Annotated in this window: 25 protein-coding genes and 1 pseudogene; 10 read left to right on the top strand and 16 right to left on the bottom strand. The window is 47.0% G+C overall.

What is annotated here, in order from left to right; genetic code table 11:
* Positions 1-623: 623 nt before the first annotated feature.
* From DXZ20_RS21155 to DXZ20_RS21145, 3 genes are all read right to left on the bottom strand, one after another.
* Positions 624-1,247, bottom strand: coding sequence for a hypothetical protein (locus tag DXZ20_RS21155; protein ID WP_163700445.1), 624 nt, complete (start codon positions 1,245-1,247; stop codon positions 624-626).
* Positions 1,248-1,337: 90 nt separating this feature from the next.
* Positions 1,338-2,168 carry a DUF2262 domain-containing protein gene (locus DXZ20_RS21150; RefSeq protein ID WP_163700442.1) on the bottom strand — a complete coding sequence of 277 codons (831 nt, stop codon included), beginning with the start codon at positions 2,166-2,168 and terminating at the stop codon, positions 1,338-1,340.
* A 144-nt stretch (positions 2,169-2,312) separates the two neighbouring features.
* Positions 2,313-2,459, bottom strand: a complete 147-nt coding sequence (locus DXZ20_RS21145) for a hypothetical protein (RefSeq protein WP_163671483.1) — start codon at positions 2,457-2,459, stop codon at positions 2,313-2,315.
* Between the two features lie 457 nt (positions 2,460-2,916).
* On the opposite strand from DXZ20_RS21145, the gene DXZ20_RS21140 reads away from it, so the two are divergent.
* Positions 2,917-3,900 (top strand): leucine-rich repeat domain-containing protein, encoded by a 984-nt coding sequence (locus DXZ20_RS21140; RefSeq protein WP_163700439.1) that lies wholly within the window; start codon positions 2,917-2,919, stop codon positions 3,898-3,900.
* A 306-nt stretch (positions 3,901-4,206) separates the two neighbouring features.
* Here the strand turns inward: DXZ20_RS21140 and DXZ20_RS21135 are convergent, their stop codons facing one another.
* On the bottom strand, positions 4,207-5,190 hold the full coding sequence (locus DXZ20_RS21135) for a hypothetical protein (RefSeq protein WP_163700436.1): 984 nt from the start codon (positions 5,188-5,190) through the stop codon (positions 4,207-4,209).
* Positions 5,191-5,612: 422 nt separating this feature from the next.
* Entirely contained in the window at positions 5,613-5,789 is a 177-nt protein-coding gene (locus DXZ20_RS21130) for a hypothetical protein (protein ID WP_163700433.1), read from the bottom strand.
* 22 nt (positions 5,790-5,811) lie between these two features.
* On the opposite strand from DXZ20_RS21130, the gene DXZ20_RS21125 reads away from it, so the two are divergent.
* Entirely contained in the window at positions 5,812-6,699 is an 888-nt protein-coding gene (locus DXZ20_RS21125; RefSeq protein WP_163700430.1) for an alpha/beta fold hydrolase, read from the top strand.
* A gap of 89 nt (positions 6,700-6,788) precedes the next feature.
* Here DXZ20_RS21125 and DXZ20_RS21120 read toward each other — a convergent pair whose 3' ends face one another.
* Together DXZ20_RS21120 and DXZ20_RS21115 are read right to left on the bottom strand one after the other, a co-directional pair.
* Positions 6,789-7,136, bottom strand: coding sequence for a DOPA 4,5-dioxygenase family protein (locus DXZ20_RS21120; protein WP_163700428.1), 348 nt, complete (start codon positions 7,134-7,136; stop codon positions 6,789-6,791).
* A 35-nt stretch (positions 7,137-7,171) separates the two neighbouring features.
* Positions 7,172-8,068 (bottom strand): ABC transporter substrate-binding protein, encoded by an 897-nt coding sequence (locus tag DXZ20_RS21115; protein WP_163700426.1) that lies wholly within the window; start codon positions 8,066-8,068, stop codon positions 7,172-7,174.
* A gap of 347 nt (positions 8,069-8,415) precedes the next feature.
* On the opposite strand from DXZ20_RS21115, the gene DXZ20_RS21110 reads away from it, so the two are divergent.
* A complete protein-coding gene (locus DXZ20_RS21110; protein WP_163700423.1) occupies positions 8,416-9,012 on the top strand; it encodes a DUF6151 family protein in 597 nt (198 codons plus the stop codon).
* A 285-nt stretch (positions 9,013-9,297) separates the two neighbouring features.
* Positions 9,298-9,426 carry a hypothetical protein gene (locus DXZ20_RS38285; RefSeq protein WP_284681687.1) on the top strand — a complete coding sequence of 43 codons (129 nt, stop codon included), beginning with the start codon at positions 9,298-9,300 and terminating at the stop codon, positions 9,424-9,426.
* A 79-nt stretch (positions 9,427-9,505) separates the two neighbouring features.
* Here the strand turns inward: DXZ20_RS38285 and DXZ20_RS21105 are convergent, their stop codons facing one another.
* On the bottom strand, positions 9,506-10,276 hold the full coding sequence (locus DXZ20_RS21105) for a CAP domain-containing protein (protein ID WP_163700420.1): 771 nt from the start codon (positions 10,274-10,276) through the stop codon (positions 9,506-9,508).
* A 209-nt stretch (positions 10,277-10,485) separates the two neighbouring features.
* On the opposite strand from DXZ20_RS21105, the gene msrA reads away from it, so the two are divergent.
* Positions 10,486-10,956, top strand: a complete 471-nt coding sequence (msrA, locus tag DXZ20_RS21100) for a peptide-methionine (S)-S-oxide reductase MsrA (RefSeq protein ID WP_163671904.1) — start codon at positions 10,486-10,488, stop codon at positions 10,954-10,956.
* A 136-nt stretch (positions 10,957-11,092) separates the two neighbouring features.
* Here msrA and DXZ20_RS21095 read toward each other — a convergent pair whose 3' ends face one another.
* Entirely contained in the window at positions 11,093-11,269 is a 177-nt protein-coding gene (locus DXZ20_RS21095) for a hypothetical protein (protein WP_163700415.1), read from the bottom strand.
* 331 nt (positions 11,270-11,600) lie between these two features.
* Between DXZ20_RS21095 and DXZ20_RS21090 the strand changes: the two genes are divergently transcribed.
* Positions 11,601-12,191 (top strand): hypothetical protein, encoded by a 591-nt coding sequence (locus DXZ20_RS21090; protein ID WP_163671491.1) that lies wholly within the window; start codon positions 11,601-11,603, stop codon positions 12,189-12,191.
* A 131-nt stretch (positions 12,192-12,322) separates the two neighbouring features.
* Here the strand turns inward: DXZ20_RS21090 and DXZ20_RS21085 are convergent, their stop codons facing one another.
* From DXZ20_RS21085 to DXZ20_RS21060, 6 genes are all read right to left on the bottom strand, one after another.
* The gene (locus DXZ20_RS21085) at positions 12,323-13,240 is read right to left on the bottom strand and encodes a bile acid:sodium symporter family protein (RefSeq protein WP_163700413.1); all 918 of its coding nucleotides are present in this window, start codon (positions 13,238-13,240) and stop codon (positions 12,323-12,325) included.
* Positions 13,241-13,374: 134 nt separating this feature from the next.
* Positions 13,375-14,061 (bottom strand): CpcT/CpeT family chromophore lyase, encoded by a 687-nt coding sequence (locus DXZ20_RS21080; RefSeq protein ID WP_163700410.1) that lies wholly within the window; start codon positions 14,059-14,061, stop codon positions 13,375-13,377.
* A gap of 59 nt (positions 14,062-14,120) precedes the next feature.
* Positions 14,121-14,330, bottom strand: a complete 210-nt coding sequence (locus DXZ20_RS21075; RefSeq protein ID WP_163700408.1) for a hypothetical protein — start codon at positions 14,328-14,330, stop codon at positions 14,121-14,123.
* Positions 14,331-14,431: 101 nt separating this feature from the next.
* Positions 14,432-15,550 (bottom strand): class I SAM-dependent methyltransferase, encoded by a 1,119-nt coding sequence (locus DXZ20_RS21070; RefSeq protein WP_250566166.1) that lies wholly within the window; start codon positions 15,548-15,550, stop codon positions 14,432-14,434.
* 94 nt (positions 15,551-15,644) lie between these two features.
* The gene (locus DXZ20_RS21065) at positions 15,645-15,920 is read right to left on the bottom strand and encodes a nickel-binding protein (RefSeq protein ID WP_163671495.1); all 276 of its coding nucleotides are present in this window, start codon (positions 15,918-15,920) and stop codon (positions 15,645-15,647) included.
* A gap of 47 nt (positions 15,921-15,967) precedes the next feature.
* The gene (locus DXZ20_RS21060) at positions 15,968-19,066 is read right to left on the bottom strand and encodes an ATP-binding protein (RefSeq protein ID WP_348918715.1); all 3,099 of its coding nucleotides are present in this window, start codon (positions 19,064-19,066) and stop codon (positions 15,968-15,970) included.
* A gap of 181 nt (positions 19,067-19,247) precedes the next feature.
* Between DXZ20_RS21060 and DXZ20_RS21055 the strand changes: the two genes are divergently transcribed.
* The 4 genes from DXZ20_RS21055 to DXZ20_RS21040 all read left to right on the top strand — a co-directional run bounded on the left by DXZ20_RS21055 (position 19,248) and on the right by DXZ20_RS21040 (position 22,883).
* On the top strand, positions 19,248-20,312 hold the full coding sequence (locus DXZ20_RS21055; protein ID WP_163671497.1) for a class I SAM-dependent methyltransferase: 1,065 nt from the start codon (positions 19,248-19,250) through the stop codon (positions 20,310-20,312).
* A gap of 28 nt (positions 20,313-20,340) precedes the next feature.
* Complete coding sequence (locus DXZ20_RS21050) at positions 20,341-20,538, top strand: hypothetical protein (protein ID WP_163671498.1); 198 nt, start codon at positions 20,341-20,343, stop codon at positions 20,536-20,538.
* 273 nt (positions 20,539-20,811) lie between these two features.
* Positions 20,812-21,990 carry a MarR family transcriptional regulator gene (locus DXZ20_RS21045; protein WP_163700405.1) on the top strand — a complete coding sequence of 393 codons (1,179 nt, stop codon included), beginning with the start codon at positions 20,812-20,814 and terminating at the stop codon, positions 21,988-21,990.
* 8 nt (positions 21,991-21,998) lie between these two features.
* On the top strand, positions 21,999-22,883 hold the full coding sequence (locus DXZ20_RS21040; RefSeq protein ID WP_163700403.1) for a mechanosensitive ion channel family protein: 885 nt from the start codon (positions 21,999-22,001) through the stop codon (positions 22,881-22,883).
* 71 nt (positions 22,884-22,954) lie between these two features.
* On the opposite strand, the pseudogene DXZ20_RS37665 reads toward DXZ20_RS21040, so the two are convergent.
* A pseudogene (locus DXZ20_RS37665) lies at positions 22,955-23,095 on the bottom strand (IS1595 family transposase); the annotation flags it as partial.
* Positions 23,096-23,107 lie beyond the last annotated feature (12 nt).

Genomic DNA, 23,107 nt, shown 5'->3' with positions numbered 1-23,107 from the left:
TCAACAAAAAAGGGGTGATAAAGCTATCTTGAGCTTTGATAACCGCCCCTTTAAGCCAATTAAGGCAAAATTTGTATTTGTAGTATTCCTTACAAAGAGATACTCTGCTCACTTATAAGCGTTTACGGATGACGCTCGTTGGATTGTGTATATCTATGCCTATTATATATAAGTCGATCCATGCTACAAGCAAACGATTTATATTTTTGGCTGGTTCAATGCCAGATGCTTTGATTGTCTCTTGCTAAGGCACTAACACCATAGAATATGCTCCTTGGGTGACGGGAACAGAATAGTGAGTTTGCATTAGCATTGGTTGAGGGTTCAACGGATGTGCCAGTTAAGCCGACCCGCATCGCTGTTGCCGGGTATTTCGCAGTAGAAGCGATGATGGCTCTGGGGTCGACACCCACAAGCGGTGCGATCTCGATTTTAGGCTCGTGCAGGCGACTTTAGGTATCTCGATATAGACGGCTTTGTTGCGCTCAAGGAGAACACTGCTCTCAGGTCCGACTATTTTGTGGAACTTCCGACATTGCCTAACATGTTCGAACTTAGCGGCGCGGCTAAAATACCGAACGACGCCCAGTGAATAAGCGTCCGCGTCCACCTCAGATCCTATATTAGGTGTCGAATTGCGCGAGATGGGCAAGCCACTCTGTTTGGTTCATAATAGTGTTGCCGCACCAAACCGATACTTTTGGGAAATTTGCAACATACTTTCCTGCCTCAACCCACAACCTTTGTATGGCAGGGTCATCATTATACAAGCTCAGTGAAAATTTCTCTCCTTCTAACTGACAGTGCTTAAAAAATAAACCTTGTGGATTTTCATCTAAGCGAGAACGAAGCTGAAGGAACCATCCTGTGTAATCATTTGGGACTCGATCCAATGCTTGTTCATTACTATGGTAATAACGCCAAACTACATCCCAACCTTGTTCGTGAAAGTGATTCATCCAATCTTCCGGGGTTGGTAATCTCTGCAATATAGCATAAGCAGAAAAATCAGTAGAGCTAAACCAAGGTTGAACAATCTCTTTCCCGTCCGGGTGCTGCAAGATTTCGAGCGAAGTACAAGCGACTCGCAAAGTTCCAGGTACATCAAGCGTAAATGTCAGTCCTTGCTCAGTCTCTATTAACTCAATTCCCTGGCAACAGTTGCCTGTAAAAAATCCCTCTTCCCAGTCGATGAAGTAACTTTTCACTCCTTGAGCAGTAATCTCAATATCTCGTATCCTTCGCATACCAAGATGACCTATCACTAGGCTCTGAAGAGCTATTTTATGCTACATCTTAACCAGTAACTCAAGACACCTAACGTCTGTCTTATGTGACTATCCGGGAATGTCAGCATGGGTTAGCCCATCGGTCAGGTTGCCCGATATCTGGATTGAGTGCCCCCAGAATAAATCACCATCGTCGTGCCAGAATTCAAATTCGCCATCCGGATAGACAGAGATAGACTGCAAAGTCATTTTCTTCTTGAATTTCTCTGGTGATAATTCCATTTCTTCATCGCTAAGCCAGTTGTCGTTCTTCAGTGGCAAGAGTTTTTCAACAGCATAGTCGCTGACTCGTTTACTCCAAGCTGATTCGGCATCCCAGAGCGCGTAGGCGACATGGAGTGCGGGAATGAGTTCGTCAGCTTCTTCAACGTTCACATTCAAGTCGACGGCTTCACCATGCCATTTCACATTGCCGGAATACCAGCTTACCTGTCGATCGAACGTAAGAGTGCCAAATCGCTTGTCTTGATGTATTACTGGTTTCTGGAGTTCGGCCAAATGTGTGTGCAACTCGGAATCTGCCAGATCAACTTGGATGAATTCTTCAAGCTGCCCCTGGGGGCTACCAAGTACATTGTTCTCGGCGATGCGAGCCCTAACTCTGATTATCGTTTCTGCATCTATTAAAGCTTGAAACGTCCGAAGTTCGACATCGGTGACTCGACGGCGAAGCGTGAGGGACTCAGTTCGGACCGGGTCTGAGCCAACGCGCCACGCATCAAAGGTGAGTAGCAACGACCAAAGTTCTTGTCCACCGGATTTTCCAGCACCGACGCCATTAGAGCTGACAACGCCGGTCAACTCGCTAACGGGGCTAGCTGCGAGTTCATTGTAGAGTTGGTCTTCTCGGCGGTTTGCATCTGCGAAGATGTCATCCATATGCCTTTGTCACATAACGTTGGAATTGTGCGGCGGTCAGCATCTTGAATTGTAGTTGATGATCTTTGCTCCGCCGCACCAACGCAATGTTAACCGATGCCAATTACCAAAATAACTCTATTTTCTTACATTGATTTGATTACTTTAAGGCGATCCTTCTTCGCTGTCGTTAGGACCTTGACCACTATAATAATTTTCTCGAAAAATTTTAAGCTTTAGCAGATCAAAGATTTCAGATGGATTTCCTTGAAGCAAGCGTAGGGTGCGTTCCTGACTACAGACATTTTTCATACTTCTCCCAGAATTGGAACGCACCGCCTTCGGGAACACCACTCCATCTTGGGCACCCTAGTGAACATAATCACTGCCGCTCTCAAGATGCTAAATTACCGTCGTCCCTACATGGCTGGAGGTACCTACTTTATCACCCAAGTCACCTATCAACGGGTTCCTTGATTATGTCGTAATATGGTACGTCGAGCACTTCGAGACGCCTTCATTACCGTTAAAAAACACCATCCATTTTCAATCGAGGCTATTGTATTATTGCCGGAACATTTTCATCGCCTCTTAACGTTGCCAGATGATGACGCCAATTTTCCCATGCGACTTCGATGACTGTAATACTGAAGAAGAGTATGCTCGCGAGTTAGAGCGATTCTGCATTGAGAACGGTTCATGTCCTACTTCTTTATTTGACCCAGATTTCTCTAACAGTATGTAGTTTATTAATGGTGAAAAAGGAGCTTTGGAGAAGTCAGAGTTAATTGAAGTTCTAGAACAAGCTGCCCGTAATGGCACAAAGAGTCTCGACCTATCAGGCAAACGGATAGACGAGTTGCCCTCTAACATAGGTGAGCTTAATCAGCTCATAAAACTCAATCTCTCGTCTAATCATTTAGTAGAACTGCCATTAGAGATAGGTAATTTAAGTAGCTTAGAGGAAATCAATTTAAGTTCCAACAGAATAGCACATCTACCACATTCCTTTTCTCAATTAAAGCAGCTTGAAAGAGCTTTTTTGACCAATAATGATTTCAAACTGTTTCCAAAAGAGATTTCAAGTTTAATTAGATTAAAGGAATTAGATGTTTCTAGAAATAGGCTCACTGTAATCGATCTAGACAAGTCTAGTTTAGAGGGGTTGGAATGGCTTAATCTTTCTTTTAATCGAATTTGCGTAGTATCTTCAGAAGCTCTTCAATTGAAATCCCTCAAAATTCTTCTACTGGATGATAATCGTCTCAAAAAACTGCCTATTGAAATAGATGAGAATGATGCCCTTGAGGACTTAAACCTTAGCAAGAACTTTTTTGTTAAGTTTCCCATTAGCGTTACGAAACTGCAATCTTTGAAGTACTTAAGGCTTGAGGATAATCAATTAGACGCCGTACCTGCAGAGATATCGGATATGAGAGCTCTAGAGGCTCTGTACATAGGAATTAATAAGATCAAATCATTGCCATTATCAATTTGCCAACTTAACAAATTGGTTCATCTTGATCTGTTGGGTAATAATCTTCAATCAATACCTAGTGAGATTGCTCAGCTTAGCAACTTAACTGGCCTGATATTGGGTTGGAACCAATTAAGAAATATTCCTCAGAGTATTAATCAACTTACAAGTTTGGAAGAGCTTGATCTTAGAGATAACCCTTTAGATGATTATAACTCTGCTGACTATACCTTTCCTGAAGGTGTAGTTCTTTTAGGGTCATACGATGATTTTTGATTTTGCTAAACTTGGTAAATTTAGCGGTTTGATTATTCTGTCTATGTCTAACCAGAGTTAGCAGGGGGAACAGCTTCGCTTGAGAATTTAGCTAAAGAATTCGGAACTATAGAGATTGTACAGAAGCTTGTGTAAGCGATCTATCCCATCATGGATTGTGTAAGAGGCCACAAGAGTGGAAATATTCCAGTGTGCATCAGTTTATTGCAGAGGGCATTTACCCGTCTGATTAGTGCGAGGAAGAGAGTCCAGTCATTCCTCATGGTTTTCTGGATAAATAGTGAGGAGAGTGCAACACTAGAGTCATTAATTTTCTAGAACTTTAGCTTCCGTAAAATAAAGAGGGTAATTTCTAAGTCTGGAGTTACTAATGCCAGCACTCTCAACAACTTGATATTCAATATAGATGTCTTGTATGCCTGTAGTATTAAGAACTACAGAAGAAATTTGTGACTCTTCATACTTGATCTGGTTTGACCATAGAATTTCTCCATCACCAAAAACATTTACTAAATAGGTGAGTGTTGTTGTTCCTGAAGAAAGATCTGCTAATCCAAACTGCAAGAAAACACCGTCTGCCTTGACGCCTGGGAGCTCTAGGTTAAAGCTTACTCTAGTTGGCAAATTTCCATCAGTAATTAGAGAAAAGGTAGAATCATACTTTTTTTTATTAATAAACACTTCTCTAGTCGAGAACGTAGCATATTGTGATCCTAGGCCAACATTCGTAATTAATATGGCATCGTTGAATTGACCAATGTCCGGTGGTGTCTCTACATATCCTTTATTAGGGTCAAAACCTGGAAGGTCTGCGTTACTGTTATAGTTAATTGTTACTGATACAGTTTCTCCACTGATTTCACTGTTTTCGAGATTACTCCCTAATTCATTAGAAGTTCGGTTATTTGAGCTTTCCTGGTTGATTGTCCCATCAATAGCCTGATTTATACCTTCTGAGTTTTGAACCTCACCATCATTTTGTTCAATTTGACTAGATTCAACGTCTTGTACGTTTGAGTCATCTGTACTGCTTACGGGAGATGCTACTTGACCGAAGCTCTTGTCACCAATAGATACAGAACCTAGTTTAAAGATGTTAAGGAACAAATGTCCTACGCCAATTGATGCCAAGAACGTTATCAGTAAACCACTGATAAATCCGACTTTGAAAGTATTAAGAGTAGCAAGAAAGCCTTGAATTTTGGAATCCTTCTGCTTTTGACTTGTATTTTCTTCCTGGTACGCCATATAGAGATTAGAAGTCAATTCTATTGAGTTAAATAGATCCATACTATCAACTATAGTAATTCTCGCCATGCCTGAGCAAAGATCAGGAGGTATCAAAAAATGAGAATTTTTCCCAGAAAGCAACTAGGGCAGTACGAGACCAAATCTGCTTAAAGTTGTGCTCAGATGTCCATTTTTACGAACAATTGCTGTGATAATCTATCTCCCGATGACTATCCCAACAGTGCTCTACCTTTTCACAAGGTCGTAATTATATCTGCAGCCTATCCCACTAGGACCTACCTATGCGTTATCCAGACTTTGTCTAGATAAATACCTCCCAGTCGGAGTTATCCCGAAACTGTCTGGATAAAAATCTAATGCCGGAGTTATCCAGACAGCTTCATCAAGTTTTCAGTATAGGGCTCTTGCCAGATTGCGATACATGTGCGTTAGCTAAATAAGAATTAATACCTTTTGCACAGTCAATCTTGATCATAGGGATCGCGATCGCACATTTCACCACACAGCCACAGCCTGCGCTCAAGCAACCAGGTCTTGCCCAAAATCACCCAGACCACCCCAATACTGGGCCCCCCCTCTAACAAGAACCGCTTTATGATGAAGAAGGACTCTCTGCCGTCAACGCAGCTCGTTTTCATTTCTTCTCCTAACAAAGCATCTATGACCGCTCAATTAACCACCGCTCTTGAAAAGCAATATTGGACCTGGCGAGGGCACCGCATTTGTCATACCGTTCAGGGGGCTGGATTACCAATTGTGCTAGTCCATGGCTTTGGCGCATCGGTCGGGCATTGGCGCAAAAATATCCCTGTCCTGGCTGAAGCTGGCTATCAGGTGCATGCTCTGGATCTCTTAGGCTTTGGTGCATCGGATAAACCGGCCCTCGACTACTCTCTCGAAATTTGGGAATCATTGCTGCAGGACTATTGGCAAGAGCACATTGGGCGACCGGCTGTCTTTATTGGCAATTCCATTGGTGGACTCATTACCCTGATGATGCTGGCTAATGCGCCAGACATGACCCAAGGGGGAGTAATCCTCAACTGCGCCGGGGGCCTTAACCATCGCCCGGATGAACTGAATTTTCCCCTACGAGTTGTTATGGGAACATTTACACAGCTCGTTAGTTCTGACCTATTTGGTCCCTTTATTTTTAATGAAGTGCGGCGTAAGTTTCGAATTCGGGGTTCCTTAAAGCAGGTTTATCGCAATCGAGACGCCATTACAGACGAACTGGTCGATATGCTACATCGCCCTGCCTGTGATCCAGGGGCCCAAAAAGTGTTTGCCTCTGTTGTGACCGCACCTGCTGGCCCAAAGCCCGAAGATCTGTTACCTAAAATTCAGCAGCCCCTCTTGGTGCTCTGGGGGGAAAATGACCCCTGGACTCCGATTCAAGGAGCAGCCGTATATAAGACTCTCAGTGAGTCCCCCAGTGCCCAGCCACCAACGACCTTTCAGGCCATCCCTCAGACTGGCCATTGTCCCCATGATGAACGCCCAGAGGTGGTCAATGAATCAATTTTGAACTGGCTGAATGGGCTTTGATTAGTTACGTTAGGGGTCAGTTTTTCCTCCCTAAGGCACAATGGCCAGAGTGAGTTTCCATCGCTTAAAGAGCTTTGTTTAGACCCATGCTAATCCCCGAAGATCAATAGATTTAGTGGCATAGGCTTTCCGAGCCAGGAAGCATGTTCAGTATGATCTTGCAGATCGTTTCCTGTCAGCCCATGGACAAGCACCGTGAAATCTCCTCGGTTATTTTCCAGCCATGGGATCAGCTGATCAAACTGGGTTTTATCAAATGCCAGTTGACAGCTCCGGCAAGGGTGCGGTCCAATGGGTTTCTGATGGAATCGGCCTATTTTCACTCCAAACAGTTCTCCAGCCTTCTGACATAGTGAGGAGGCTGCTGCCACAGAACTGCCATCGAAATAAACGTGGGCGTGGTATTGGTCGTAAATGTTGGTGGGTCGTTTTATCATCAGTGAGCCGGTTTCTGAATAAAAAATAAAAACATCTAAAGTGCCAGTGCGTTAGTCCAATAGTCGTTAGCTGACAAGCATTGGGGAATCTGTCCGGTGTTGTGCATCCAGGCTTGTAGACGATCGTAGTAATCCGCACTCATGGAAAAGTCGTGGGTAAAACAAGAGATTGTTGCATCGTAGATGGCTTGCCCGGTCTGATCGCCTGCATAGGCTCCGGTACGCTGGTCGTAAATGGCTTGGGCCGCTTGAGGATGCTGGTGAATAAAGTCAATCCCCCGTCGTAATACCTTCAAAAATACCTGCAAGTCTTGTCGCCGCTGTTGCAACAATTCGGGCGTTGCAATCAGAATAAGCTGGCAAAAATCAGGAACGCCCCAATCTTTAAGCGCAAAAAACTGAGCATCATAACCGCTCTGTCGAGCTTCGATCACTTCAAAGTTGTAGAACACCAGCGTTGCCAGATCGGCCTTGTCCTCAATCAGTGCATCGGTATGCAAAAAGCCATTATCGACAGAGGTGATGGCATCTTCAGTAAAGTCACCGCCATCGGCCTCAATCATGGTTTTAGCGATGGCCCGCCCTAACGCAGACGGTGCACCGGGGTACTGTATGCGCTTGCCCACCATATCTTTCGGTCGCTCGATACCGCGTCCTGTAAAGTACATGACGCCACCATTGGTATGCAAAAAGCGAGCCCAACCCACCACGGCATGGCCCTTACCTCGATCTTCTACCAGATGAACCGGCTCTGTAACCGCGATATCGAGGGTGCCAGCTTGCAGTTCTGCGATCGCATCCACATGCTCTGAGGGTTCAACCAGTTCTAAGTCCAAACCAACGTCCGCAAACCATCCTTGCTCAAGACCTACTAATAGAGGCACATGATCTGGATTTAAAAACCACTCTAAGCCCAAACGTAATTTAGACATCAGCCACCACCAATCAACTTCAGATCATTATTCATCTAAAATTTGCTTACAGCAAAACATTGCTAAAAAAAGCCGAGTAGTCTATCAAGGTCTAAATTGTGAGTAGGACTGACACGGGCAGGGTGAGACGCAGAGATCGGTTATTGCTCAAGCTCTCCCCGTCTCCGTGTCTCCCTAGGGATAGTTTGTAGCCTATCTTCCTGATTGGGCTGGATAGACTGAACGTTTGCAATATAGCAACTCTTTGTAGGGAGATAGATGGAAAAGGTAGATCGTGGATCTAATAATAGATAAACAGCAGTTAGACAGCAAAAGCAATTAAGTTCTGTTTATTGGGGAAATGAGACATGAGCCATCCAATACAGTGTCAATGTGGTTGCCTTAAAGGTACTGTTGATGATGTCACCCATGCGAATCGGGTCATCTGCTATTGCCAGGATTGTCAGGCATTTGCTCACTTTCTAGGCAAAGGGAGTGAAATCCTTGATCGTCATGGTGGGACAGACATTGTTCAGACGCTGCCAAAAAATATTTCCTTTACTCAAGGAACTGAAGTATTAGCATGTGTGCGACTTACTGAAACTGGTTTACTGCGCTGGTATACGACTTGCTGTAATACACCGATCGGAAATACTTTACCAATCTATAAAATGTCTTTCATTGGCCTTGTCCATAACTGTTTAGAGTCGTCCGAGATCACACTGGATAATGCCTTTGGGGCTACATGCATACCTGTTAATACAACATATTCAAAAGGAGAAATAAAATCGAACCCAGTAGACCTCATCGTTACAATCATCCGTAATGTAACTAGAATTTTCAGGGCACGTATTGATGGAAGTTATAAACAGACGCCCTTCTTCTTGGTAGACTCTGGAATTCCTATCGTTAGCCCCAAAATACTGAGCTGCCAAGAATACGAGGACATTATGAGTGCTGTTTAGCAACCGCGCTGCGCCGGAACAAGGATGATAGTCCAAAGAACAGACGCAAATACCTGACAAAGCTATTCTGATGGTCACCCTCACCTGATGTGATCGGACCGAGCAAGATACGGTCGAACGGATCGGCGTGCAGTAGCCTTGGATTTTGCCAGCTACCTAAATCGAACCATTCATCATCAGACTTATTCCTGGGAAGTATCAAAAAACTCCAGATGGGGCTACTTTAAAGCATTATCATCCGCTACACTCCTCTTGCACTAAGGTACGGACTCGGGGGAGCGGCACTTGGTTAAGCAGGCATCTTACCGCCATTTTTGGGGTGATGTATCTCAGGGTGCTATAGCAGAAACTGTTAGCGGTCTGACGTTTTATCAATCAGGGCAAGAACTCTTTGATCCCAAGGTTGAAGAGTAAACATAATTAAAAATGAACAATCCTGTAGGGGCACTCCCTTGTGGATACCCTTCTTTAAAGTTTAAATGATGGAAGTCCTTTAAACTTTCTTTCTAGAACAGCTGAACCCTAAGGCCGCAAATAGAACTCCTAAACCCAGGGTAGGCTCCATAGTACTCACGGGCTGATGGTGATGGCTACTCGATAATGGAGCAACATCAGCCACAATTACATTGTTTAGAACAGCTGTATAGTTGCTAGCGATATTGTCACCAATGCTGCAGTCACCCTCATCAGGAATGTAGGCACGCTCATCATGACTGGCAAGGCTATCAGCGTGACCAAAGTTTTGTACCCAATAATTGCCATAGGTAGAACGACTGTCAAAATGCAAACCAAAACCAATGTCGGTATAGGTTGTATTGAGCAAATTCTCTTTATGGCCAGGGCTATTGAACCAGGCTGTTACCACCGAGGCAGCTGAATCGTAGCCAGCTGCAATATTTTCACCAGCGGTACTGTAATCATAGTTGACTCTCGTAATCCGATCCGCAAGGGTTGAACCATTGGAACTTCTATGGCTAAAATAATTTTCAGTCGCCATATTTTGGGCATGGGCTTGCGCCGCTCTGCCTAGCCGATAAGAAAAACTCAGTGGCCTTGCTCCATTTTGTTGACGAATAGTATTGGTTTCGGTCAGCAGGTCGGCAAACAGTTCTGCCAAAATAGTTGTACAACTATTTTCGATGGCAGAGGGTGGTTCTGTTGTGCCGCTGCTAGCCTTGTCTTCGTTGCCGCCGCCACCGCCACAGCTTGTGAGTATGATGCCGATTGCTAAAACTAGTGTGCTGGCCTGTGAATTAAGCCCCATGGGTGCTCTGTAAGAACGATTTGAATTAACTTGCTTTTGAGATAGAGCCCCACGGACAGTAGCATCTCGAAGTTGAACAGATGCCAAGACAATCCTGTGAACACAGTTTGAACAATTACCTTGGTTTCATCGACCGTTACACTACTAGATAGGTGAGTCAGCTTTACTCGACTTATCTCAGTGAAAATAATGTGTCGGAGATTACTGAAATGGTTGCAGTGGCAACATTTGGAGCCGGTTGTTTTTGGGGAGTAGAACGGGCATTTCGCTCACTGTCAGGGGTAACCAAAACGTCCGTGGGCTACATGGGGGGACATTTTGAAAACCCATGTTATTTGGACGTACTCTCTCGCATTACTGGCCATGCTGAAGTGGCTCAAATAGAATACGATTCGGCCATAATTAGCTATGAAGCACTATTAGTAACTTTTTGGAAAATCCACGATCCGACGAGTCTTAATCGTCAAGGTGCTGATCGTGGAGAACAATATCGTTCAGTAATTTTTTATCACACCGAAGAACAACAACAGCTAGCCCACCAATCTAAGCGAACTGTTGCGAGTCAATATAGTAAACCAATAGTGACTGAAATTGTTGCGGCGACTGCCTATTGGTTAGCCACTGAAGAACATCAACAATATTTTGATAAAAAAAGCAACAAACAACAGTGGCAGAAGTGATAGAAGTGTTAGGAGTTGCAGACGTATTAGGCATAAAAATAGCCCTGCTAGTTTTTGAGCTAGCAGGGCTATTACTTTTTGAGCATTAATACAGATAACCCATGGTCTGAGTCACTGTATCTAGATGTTACTGGACTTACTTTGTACGCTCATCAAGCTGATCAAGGCGCTCTGCTTGAATATCTTTAACGCTCTTGGACTGGTTGTCCAAGTGCTCAAGACGCTGCTCATGAAGCTTGTTACCGCCTGCAACATCCTTTAGTTGATCATCAGACAATTGCTCGTCAGTAACGTTCTTGTTCTGCTCTTCCATGGAAGTTACCTCAATGTAGAAACAACGGAAGTCCTGTTCAATCGTCAAATGCACAATGCAGGACTTTCCAATAATATCGAGCATGTCAAAAAATGGAAGAGGTTTGGGTGACTTCTCATGAACTTTTAATGATCCGTTGGCTTTCAACGAGTTTTCTGAGGATTTATTAAGAGATAAAAAGCCAATTGTCAGAGATTCTACGTAAATGCATCTCGAATACTTAAAATCTCCTGAGTATCTCCAAAAAAGCTAAACTTTTTGCTATAAGGGCATAGATAATAGGTGAATTTTACTGGATTATCAACCTTCGTTATTAGAGGCCAGATTTCGGATGGGCGACAGTAGTATTTTTCGTCAAGAAGCTTTGGAGCGTTTATCGTCGCCAGAGCAGCTTGATCAGCTTATGCAAATCGTTTCTCCGCGCAGTTGGCTGCCTCTAGCGACGATTGGTGGGCTGCTGGGGGCTACTATTGTTTGGGCCTGTGAGGGTCGGATCCCAGTAACTACAAGCAGCCATGCCATTTTGGCCTATGCTGAGGGGGAGTCTGGTGAGCTGGTGGGTGTGGCTCATTTTCCCAGTGGGGAGCTGGCTCAGATTGAGCGCGGTATGGACGTACTGCTGATCCCGGATGTGGAAGGTAATAAGCAAGCGGCTGGTGGCATTGAGGGTAAAGTCAGTGAAGTATCACTACCGATGGTAATGACCCTGGATGGGGTACGTGAATTAGAAGATCCAACGGCTCCTGCAACGATTGAGGTGTTGATAGAACTGACACCTGATCCTGATACGAGTAGTGGTTATAAGTGGTCGGCGAGCAGTCTCAATATGATTCCTTTGGCCGGTATGCATGCAACGGCCAGGGTAACTCTCGATCAGAAGGCCCCCCTCTGGTTTGTATTGCCTTTTTTACATCAGTCGTAGGAGTAACAGTCCCCTTAGTGATGGGCTAGATTCTGATCCCTGAACACGTTCAGCTGAGGGGCAAAGTCAGCAAAACCAGCTTTCGTGCTGCCAATGCTCTATGTATATCCGGTGGCCGTAGATGGATAGCTTCATAAACGACTTTCGCTACTCTCTGGCGTCTGTTGTTGTGAACTGGCAGACACCGCTTTCTTGTAGCGGATTAGCCAGGCAAAACCTGCACTGGTGGCAAACATGATTAGGGCATAGATGGCGGCGGGAATTGCCATGCTGGGGGTATTTAAAAAGGTGGGTGCACTGGCAATGGCGATGGCTAGGGTGCCATTCTGAATACCCACTTCAACGGTGATGGCTTTTGTACTGCGGGCGTCGAGCTTGGCGAGGGTTGCGATCGCAAATCCCAATCCCATGGTCAGCACATTTAAAGCCAGCGTGACTCCACCCACCTGGACAAAAAAGCTGGCGACATTGGCCCGTTCTTTGGCCAGCAGACCAACAATAATTAGCGCCAAGAAAAACAACGACAGCCACTTAACCCACTTTTCCACCTTGGCGGCAAACCTGGGGACGTAGTGATGAAGCGCCATGCCGATGGAAACAGGAATGAGGGTAATGACGGCAATTTGAATAACCGTTGTTAAAAAAGAAAGTTGTATAGCTGCTGCCTCCCCCATAAACTGTTGCATGGCAAAGTTAACCACGAGGGGGATAGTAACGATTGTAATCAGGCTGCTAATAGCTGTCAGGGTTATAGAAAGTGCAACATTTCCCTGCACCAGGTAGGTCACCATGTTGGATGTGGGACCGCCTGGGCATGCGGCTAAAATCATCACACCAACGGCCAACTCCGGTGAGAGTGGGAAAAGGCTAGCTAACAAAAAGCCAACCACTGGCAGCATAATTAGCTGAGCAACCAGTCCAAGAATGACAGCTTTAGGTTCGGTCAGAATCCTTTGGAAATCGCGAGTTGTCAGGCTCAGCCCCATGCCTAACATGATGATAAACAGGGCTAGCGGTAGAAAAACTGCGGTTAAAAAACTTGATTCCATGATGTCTTCTCTAAAGCTGTAGCAGGCTGGTACGGGGCAGGTGTTTGGAGACTAAGGCGAGTTTTGAATTTTGAATTTTAAGTTGAGCTCGCAACTTGAAATTGCAGAAACGGAGAATTTGCTGACGCTTAGTCCTATGGTCGTTTGTAACCAGCGGTTGCTAGTAATCCTACCGCGATAACGCCAACGATCAATGTCGGTTCAGGTGTGCTCACACGATTCAAGGTGATAGGAGTGCCAATGGCTCCGCCGTTGGGTAAGAGAAATGTATCGGTGGAGTCAACGGTATTGGCGGCGATGGTCACTATTGAAACTACGGTGCTGCCGGGCACTGGGAAGCTGGTGGGACAGCCCGTTGGGACATTGGTGCCAAAAAACTCGTCTTCTCTGTAGGTTAATGTCAGGTCACAGCTGGGTGTGAGGAGATCGCTCAGGTCTGAAATGGCCGTTGCTTGGTCACAGGTGCCTAGGGCAGTGCCGAGATTGCGATAGCTAAATATGCTCAGGTCAACACCTGTGGTTCCAGGGCTAAATCCATAGGCTCGGGTGCGGAGTAACCCACCTGTGTCACCCAAAAATTGTTCTAAATGGACATATTGCGAGGTCGTTGTGCTGCTGGTCGGTACGGCACAGTTTTCCATGGTCAGCAGCGGCACGGCAGGGTCACTGTTAACCTGTGCCTGGTTGGTAAAGAAGCCCGTGAACCAGTTCACTGCCTGCTGCACCTGTTCGGTTGGTGTCAGGGTGGCAGCCAGTGTTGGAGCACTGATTATGGTGGAAATTAGGGCTGCACTAACCCCTGTTTTCAAAAGTCGCATCATAGGTTTGATAGGGATGACTGCAGGTGTTACGCTGCTGAACTAATCTAATTGCAAGGCTTTTAGGGAAAAATCTGATGAATAATTTCTGAGAAATCATCCGTATCCGATTGTGGTGTGTTTAACTGTTGTTCGTTCTGAATAACAGGGTCTGATGCATACACGTTTGACTGGGTTAACTTAGCCGCTATCACCATTAGGCCCAGACCAAGGCCTACAATCAGCAGCTGTTTACGGTGGGAAATCATAATGGAAGAGAGAAAATTTTTCATGTGGCCAGACTTAAAGAAACAGGGGCTAATCAATCAATTTCGCTGGTTTTTAGGTGATCATCATTGCTGTGGTGAGTGCTTTAGCGCCCATGCACCTGGCGCTATTGAGAGAGCCTGCGGGCGAGATAATAGGTGTTCTGGAAGTCGTTTTCCAGCTGTTGTACTTCGATGTTGCTAAAGCCCGCAGTCTGTAGCATTTCCAGGGCCAGTTCTTGACCCCACATGGCTCCCAGCCCCGGACCGCCTGCTGCTAGGGAAACGGCAGTGCAATGATTACAGGAAATGCTATACAACAATGGTCCTACAGGATGATTTAGATTATCCTCTAGGTTGCTAGATGCTTGAATCTCCTGCATGAGATAGAGCCCTTCTGGTCGCAGGGCTCGGTAGATATTTTGTAAGACGATACCTGGCTGTGCCTGGTCGTGAATGGCATCAAATGAGAGTGCCAGGTCATACTGATTTTCTTCCACAATCAAGGCTGCATCTTGTACCTGAAATGTCACATTTTGTAGCCCCAGCCGTTGTGATTCGGCCTTGGCCCAGGTAATGACGTCGCTAGATAGGTCATAGCCGACAAAGCGACTGTTGGGGAACCAGCTGGCCAGGGTGTGTAATATACGTCCCTGTCCACAGCCGATATCAACGACAGAGATGCCTTCAGCCAGTTGTTCCTTTAAGCCAAGGACCAGGGGTAAAATCTGGGTTTCAAGGGCGGTGATGACAGTTTGCGCACTTTCTTCTGCCATCACCGTATGGAAACGCTGATAGGCCGCATAGGGAACGCCGCCACCCTGGTGGAAACAATCGACAATGGCATCTTCGACACCCCCAATGAGGGGAATAAACTGCATGGTGGTGGCCATGTTGTTAGGGCTGGCGCTGCGGGTGAGCCAGGCGGCATGTTCAGCCGGTAGCCGGTAGGTTTTGTTGCCACTGTAGTAAATGACAATGTGGCCAGTGACCATGGCCCCTAACCACTCGCGAACATAGCGTTCATTCAGTTTGGCCGCATCGGCAATTTGTTGACTGGTGGCAGGCGGCAGTTCAGCTAGCGTGTCCAATAGCCCGGTGCGATGGCCAATGGATAGCATATGGGCCAGGGCACCACTGTTGAGGATGTTGAGCAAGTTTTCGGCAAAGTCTGCAGACTTGTCGGTGTCAAACGGTGGAGTATTACCTTCAATGGTCAGTGAGGTTAGGGAGTCTATCGTTGTCATCATGGGCTCCAAAAAGAGTTGGAATTTTCATGATTCAAGAATAGAAACTGCTGCGTTCCCTAACCGTCTTTTGGGCGTTCCCTGGGTGTAGGCCCTATGATTTCTCGATACTTGCCGGTAGCTCATCCACTAAATCGGCTGACCAAATGGTGTCATAGGGGACATTGCCTCGTTGATAAGCAGCCCGGACTGTGTCAGCATCAGCCGCGTCAAGCTCACAGATACTGCGTTTGCGATCGCGCGATAAATAGGTGCGTTTCCAGATGACATTACGCTCTGTCATGCAGGGGGCTGACCGCTCCACTAGCTCATCCCACAGTGCCTGGTCAATGGGGGGATCGTACGTAGTTTCGACAACAATAAGGGCCATGGTGATGTCATCCGTAAACAAAGAAATTGCGTTATGGGGATACTATCTCAGTCTTCGATTCGTTTTTCCCCTTGCTTCACAGTCTGTTTAGCTTCGGCGATTAACAGCTGAGCCCGACTACTTAAGTTAGTAGCAGGCAATGCCTGTAACAATTGCCAATGGTGATGCCGCGTTGTGTGATCGTCTAGCAGACTAGCACTGAGAACACACAGGGCATTTGCCACAGCCATATCGTTGGGATGCTCAACAATGTTAGCCGCTTGGCTAGCTATGCTTGCATAGGTGAGAGCGATGACCCCGTCCTCTTGCCGGAGGGCAATCTCAGCAGCATGGCTGGCGATAAAAACTCGTTTCCGTTGAGCATCCAGCTGATCAAGTTGGCTCAATGTCTCCGTCAGAGCTGTTTGACCTGTCTGGTCTGGGTTGTTGCCATAGGCGTATAGGGCAATTAAGGCGTCTGCAAAGGTGGCATTACTCCCCTGGGGTAGGTTAGGCGCTAACTCCAGTAGGGCGTTGGCATAGCCAGGGTCAGGCTGTTGGCGGTCCCAACTGTTCATGGCCAGATTGGCGAGACTATGGCTCTCATTTAGCTGATCGCGCTGATTGGGTGTGTGACTTTGAGCTACTTGCAGGGCGGTTGTTAGCTGCTGCTGAGCTAGGTCATAGTCGCCACGGTAACGATAAATGCAGCCTAGTCCTAAATGAATGTCGCTGATGGATGCACCCAGCGGGTTGGCCAGAGATTGGGCTTCCAATAAAATGGCTTCAGCCCGATCCATATCCCGTTCAATTTCAGCTAAACAGCAGCCATTCGCGGCTAGATTTTCTGCCTGTAGCCGGGGAATTGGAGGCATAACCTCTATGGCTTCTAAACATTGTTGATGCACATCGGTCAAGTTCTCTTGGGTGTACTTTAAGAAAGCAAGGGCCTGTCGCGCAGCGGCTTCTGCTTCTGGCAGATTTAGACCCACCAAATCCGCTAACTGTTGCTGGATTTGAGCTTCTACAGTGGTGGCGTCTGATGTGGATACACCGGCTAAAACTCTTGTGCGCAGGAGTTGGGTGGAGTAGAGGATGCGATCGCAACTGGGCAAGTAATGGCTATGTTCTAACCCCCGATTTACCAGCTGCATCACATCTGTATAGGCAAACAGCCGTAAACTGCGGCTGGCAGCAGTGACACAGGACTTAGCCGCCAAGGCATGGTTACCCGCCAGACCCGCATGGTAGGCCACCTGGCTGGCTAAATCATCCTCCACCATTTGGGATTCCAGGATTTTAGCCAGTTGACCATGGATAATGCGACGGCGGGGCAACGACAGCTGATTGTAGGCTGCCTGGCGCACCAAATCATGAACAAAATCATAGTTACCCTGTTCATCAAAGCTGGCTGAGGCCCCTGGGTTAACGGGCTGCACAATCTGTTGGTGTTCCAATTGTTCCATGGCCAACAGAAACTGCATGGGTGGGTAGCTGGCCGCCAGGGCCAAAATCTCTGGATTAAAGCGTCGTCCTAGCGCTGCGGCCCAAGGAATCAAGTCTCTTGCGGCTCCATCCAGTCGCTGCAAACGATCGTCAATTAATCCCTGTAGATCACTGGTCTCTCCAGTATTGGCCCGTGCGACTTCTAAGGAAAATAACGGATTACCACCGCTGTCGCTGTAGATTTGTTGAGAGATTTTTTGAGTATCTAGTGGTTTGGCTCCATCTTCGGAGTTGAGCAGCGGTGTGACGAGTGCCCCTATCGCCTTAGCCGACAGGGGAGGAACGGCTATCTCCTGTAGTCGTTTAGCCCGCCGTAGGGACTTGATTAAGGTAAGAACGGCTGAATTTTCTTGCAGTTCTTGTTGTCGAGCGGCACAGGCAATGCGCAATGGCCCTTGCCCCATTAGACGAAAGACATAGTGTAGCAGTGCCGTTGACGCGTCATCTAACCAGTGAATATCATCAAATAAAAGCAATAGAGGCTGTTCAGGACTGGCTATAGCCCTCAAGCTCTGCACCATAGCGTCCAACAGCTGTCCCCGATTTTGTAAATTGTTTGAGGTATCCCCTAGCTGGGGAAAGGACTCAGAGAGATGGGCGGTACGCAGTAAATCTATCCACACGCCGTAGGAACGCAGCTGCTCTGCTGCAAAGGCACTTCCCCAGCAAGTATGCCAGCTGTCTCGAGCCGCACTCTTCGCTAAGGCTTCCAGCAGTCGAGTTTTGCCAATGCCAGGCTCTCCGGTTAGTAATAATAAAGGTTCAGGCTTGTCCAAGGTCGATAACAGCCATTGCTCTAAGCTGCCAAACAACTGCTCCCGTCCAACTAAGGTGCTCGTAGCATTGGGGGCAGCCAGAGACAATGGTATAGCTGAAGCAGACTGTGCAGATTGAAGAGCTTCTGTTGTTGTCCTAACAGCACTTTCCTCTGCTAACAATAGCTGCTGATAAATGTTCGCTGTTGTAGGGCTGGGAGGTACCCCTAATTCCGTTTGCAGGGTAGTCATGCACTGGTGGTACAACTGCAAGGCGGTGGAGCGGTCTCCTATTTTCCCGTAAAGGGCCATCAACGTCTGATAAGCACTTTCTTCGAGAGGTTCAGCCTGTAACCACTGCTGTCCCGTTGCGATCGCTTTGGTTATTTCACCCAGGGCCTGCAGCTGTCGAGTCAGCTGAGCCAAGGCCTGGCCATAGCTTTTTCTGAGATGTTCTTGCTCGCTATAAATCCAGTCAGCATCACAGTCTGGCCACAGATCCCCTTGATAGACTTTGATGGCAGTTTCAAGAAAACCAACAGCGGCAGCTCCGTCTGCCTCCGCTGCTGAGGCTAGGGCAGTTTCAAAAATATCAAGATCCACTTCACAGGGAATCTGTGGCTGCCAGTGTAGTGTGGATTTGGTGATAGTGATTAGCTGCTCGATGGCAGGACAGGTGTGCCGCAGATAGTGCAGTTCTTTTCTTAGATTCGTGCGGTCTTGAGTGTCGGCGGAATCTGGCCATAACTGTCCAGCAATACGTTGACGAGACTGGGGGGCATGGCGATGCAAAATTAGATAGGCGAGCAGGTGTTGCGATCGCGATCGCAACTCTACACTGCCTGCTCCTGCTTGGACAATGTGAAAGCTGCCCAGCAAAGACACCTTTAGGAACTGCTTGCCCACAGTCAACACCCGCACCTTATAACAGCTGCAATCGTCCTTGCAGTCCATTGTAATTTGTTTGAGTGAACCTCATATAACCTCAGTTGAGGATTCTACATTTGGGTGGGAACGGTGTGGGAACGGAGGTAGAACGTTGGGTTGATTAGGGTTAGACCATCACCTGCAATGTGGAGAACTGACCATGACGACATCCGCTGACTTAACTGAAGCGTTTGCTGAGCGCTTGCTAGATATCCTAAACAATGGCGCGTTGGCACTGATGACCTCCATTGGCCACCGTACTGAGCTATTTGACACGCTAGCTGAACTGCCGCCTGCCACCAGCCAGCAGATTGCTGATGCTGCCGGACTTAATGAGCGCTATGTGCGTGAATGGCTGGGGGCAATGGTGACGGGCCGATTTATCACCTATGACACGGAAGAGGATACCTATTTCCTACCCCGTGAGTATGCGGCTGTGCTCACCCGTGCGGCTAGCCCTGACAACATTGCCGCCTTTGCTCAATATATCCCTCTGTTAGGGACTGTGGAGGATCCGATTATTGACTGTTTTTATGACGGGGGGGGTGTGCCCTACGCTCAATTTAAGCGATTCCATCCGGTGATGGCGGAAGATAGTGGTCAAACAACGGTGTCAGCTTTAACAGAATATGTGTTGCCTTTAGTACCAGGGCTGATGGATGACCTAAAACAAGGCATACAAGTATTGGATTTGGGCTGTGGTAGCGGTCGTGCCCTCAACACAATGGCAAAACTATTTCCGAATAGCCGATTTCGGGGCATTGATTTATCTGAATCGGCCATCACCACAGCCCGTGAAGAGAGCCAGTATCGCCCTCTATCTAATATTCAGTTTGAAGTACAAGATGCCACGTTCTTTGATGCACCTGAGCAGTATGACTTGATTACTACGTTTGATGCGATTCACGATCAGGCCCATCCCGATATTGTTCTCAAGAATATTTATCGTGCATTGCGACCCGACGGTATTTATCTGATGCAAGATATTCGAGCTACCACCAACGTAGCAGGCAATATGGATCACCCAGCAGCGCCCTTTCTTTATACCGTTTCTTGTATGCACTGTATGACGGTATCTCTGGCCCAGGGAGGCATGGGCTTAGGTGCGATGTGGGGAGAAGAAAAAGCGCTGTCTATGCTAAAAGATGCTGGCTTTACCCAAGTCACGATTAAGCAGCTAGACCATGATTTTCAAAATAACTATTACATCGTTCAGAAAGATTAAGCAGTTGTAATTAAGGAGTGAACTGGAGATGTGCACTATCTGTAATATTGTTCAACACTATCAAAAGCGACGTGTTGTAAATATTCTGTCCACAACACAAGAGCTGCCTCGAACTGTTTTGTTAAATCCGTCTTTGTCAGATATGATTCAGCCCAGGCTGGCGATCGATGACTCTCAGCTGAAGCCCACAGTGGGTGCAAAACCCACCGCACCCACCGCTAATTGAGGGCCGTTTGCTATAGGTGTAAGACTTCTCAAAGCGTAGCGAAAACTTGGTTGTGAAGCTCTAGAAATAGGGCTTTCACCAATCTCTTAACCCCTTTAGCAATTTTGAGCCAATTAGCCCTCTTTTGAAACTTCAATATATCTCTCAAATTAAAGTGGTTTTGCCACAACAGGCTTCCAAAACGAAAAACGGAGAACGAAAAACGAAGAACCAGTATTCGAGAGGGATCAAAGAACGGTACTATTGGTACCAGTTCTTATTTATAAGGTAACCGTGGTGAGGAAACAATTTTCCTCTTTACTAAAAACGATTCCAGCTCGGTTTTCTCATTCTGCTAGCTCTGAGCCGACCGAAGAACTGGTGAATGCGCCGCCGGGGGTGCTCAACAGTGTGAACGAACAGGTGGCTCAGCTACTGACACCTCAACCCTACCAAGCCGCTATTCAGGCATCCTTAACTAAAGCATTGCAGGACTGGCAGGCAAATCCTGAGGTTGAGAATAATACGCTGGTGGTGCTAGGTCGTCCGGTGGAAGAGATTGGACCGATCCTTAAAGCCAGTGTCCATCAGGATTTACCTGACTGTGAAGTGCGTTTTTTCTTAGGGGGATATCATCGGCCACCCGATCCGCTGACGGTGCCTCAACACCTTAAGCGGGAGTTAGAGCCTGATGATGAGGTGCCCAGTGAAATTGCCACGCCGGTTACCCAGACAGATCTCGATCGCCATGTGCCCAACATCATGGTGGTGTCTAGTTTAGAGCCCTGTTTTCTGCGCTGCATTGAAGGGTGGGAGGGCATTGAATATTTGCAAACCCTGAGTGCCCAGGACACTTCTCGCTTTTGGGTATTTGGCTGTAATCACTGGTCTTGGAGTTTTTTAGAACGGGTTTGTCAGATCAGTGCCTATTTTGAACAGACGATTTCATTGCCAAAACTGTCTGGGGCAGAGCTAAAAACCTGGCTGGCTCCGTTACTTGAAACCAACTTAGAGACCCAAGCAACGGGTCCCATGGTGCAGTTTTCGGAAGCAAATGATAGCTATTGGGATAGCCTGGCCAGCACGGCAGACGGTATCGCTAGTACAGCGGCTCAGCTGTGGCTCAAGTCGTTGCAAATTAAGGCTGATGTGTTAACAGATGAAGGCGCGATCGCAAATGAAACCGCCTTAATTGAACTGTTGCCCACTAAACCAACGTTACCGGGGCTGATGACCCTGGAAGCAATGGATCGCTATTTGCTGCATTCATTATTGATTCATCGAGAAATGACGCGATCGCACCTAGCCATTAGCCTGGGCGAAGCCGAACGCAATATCCGCTCCCGATTGCAGGTGCTACGGCGCGAAGGCATTATCCGTCAGCGCGGTCGTCGGTTGATTGTCCATCCGGCCCATTATCCCAAGCTCTACAAAGAACTTGGCAATAACAACTTTTTAATTGGAAAAGCTTAGGGGGAGCCATGGTTAAGGGAGTGAAGATTGCGATCGCGACCACCATAGCGTTGCTGGCTCTGACAAGTCTTGCCACAGCTCAGGACCTCACTACATCGGCAGATGTCCTCGATATCTTTAAGCGACCCAACACATCAGAGATTCTGCAGGGCAGTTTTGCCGTGTTAGCGGCCTATGGTTTGCTATTCCTGATTCGGGTTGGCACTGACATCCTTTCAGAGCAAGTACCGCGTCGCTTCAGGCTAATTATCAAGCAGTCAGTCCCTTTTCTGAAGGGTATCGTCTTGATTGTTACCATTGCCTATTTGTTGCCCCTATTCCTAAATCTAACCGGCTCGAATCTGCTTGCCTTGACAGGTACCATTGCCGTTGCCCTAGGCTTTGCCTTTAAAGACTATGCCAGTTCCATCATTGCTGGTGTAGTCAACCTGTTTGAAGGCCCCTTTCGTATGGGCGATCGCATCCAAATTGGCGACCATTATGGCGAAGTGATTGACTATGGCCTGCGGGGTGTGCGGCTACAAACCCCTGACGACAACGCCGTTACCATTCCCCACAACGTTACCTGGACCAATCCCATTTCCAATGCCAACAGCGGTCAACTCGAAGCCCAGGTGATGACTGAGTTTTACTTTGCCCACGAAGCCAATACGGAACTGGCCGTCGAAATTTTGTACCAGGCCGCCTATAGCAGTCGCTATACCCAGCTTAAGCTGCCGGTCATGGTGGTGGTGTCAGAAGAAACCTGGGCAACCCACCTCAAGCTGAGATCCTATCCCATGGATGCACGGGATGAATATGTCTATAAGACCGATCTGATTTTGCGCATCAAAAAAGCCTGCGCCCGGCATCAGTTGCCCTATCCGAGGACGCTAGGTGAAGAAGAAATGTAGGCTCAATATGCGTTTTAAGGAGTGAGCTGAGTACGGTAGCTACATAATAGACTGGCTAATAATGCTTTTCCTCATCGTCGGGCATTATGCATAAACTCAAAGAAACCCAGATACACGGGAAGATGTCCTTGTGAAATCCCTCGGTGAGGCCGTAACCAGGAGCGTAGCAGTGACCAAACGCCCTCAATGGTATTGACATGGACCTCATCAAACTCGATGTCTCC

The organism is Adonisia turfae CCMR0081, from assembly GCF_011009555.1.
Lineage (GTDB): Bacteria > Cyanobacteriota > Cyanobacteriia > Phormidesmidales > Phormidesmidaceae > Leptothoe > Leptothoe turfae.
This window is presented reverse-complemented; position numbering and strand designations above follow the sequence as displayed.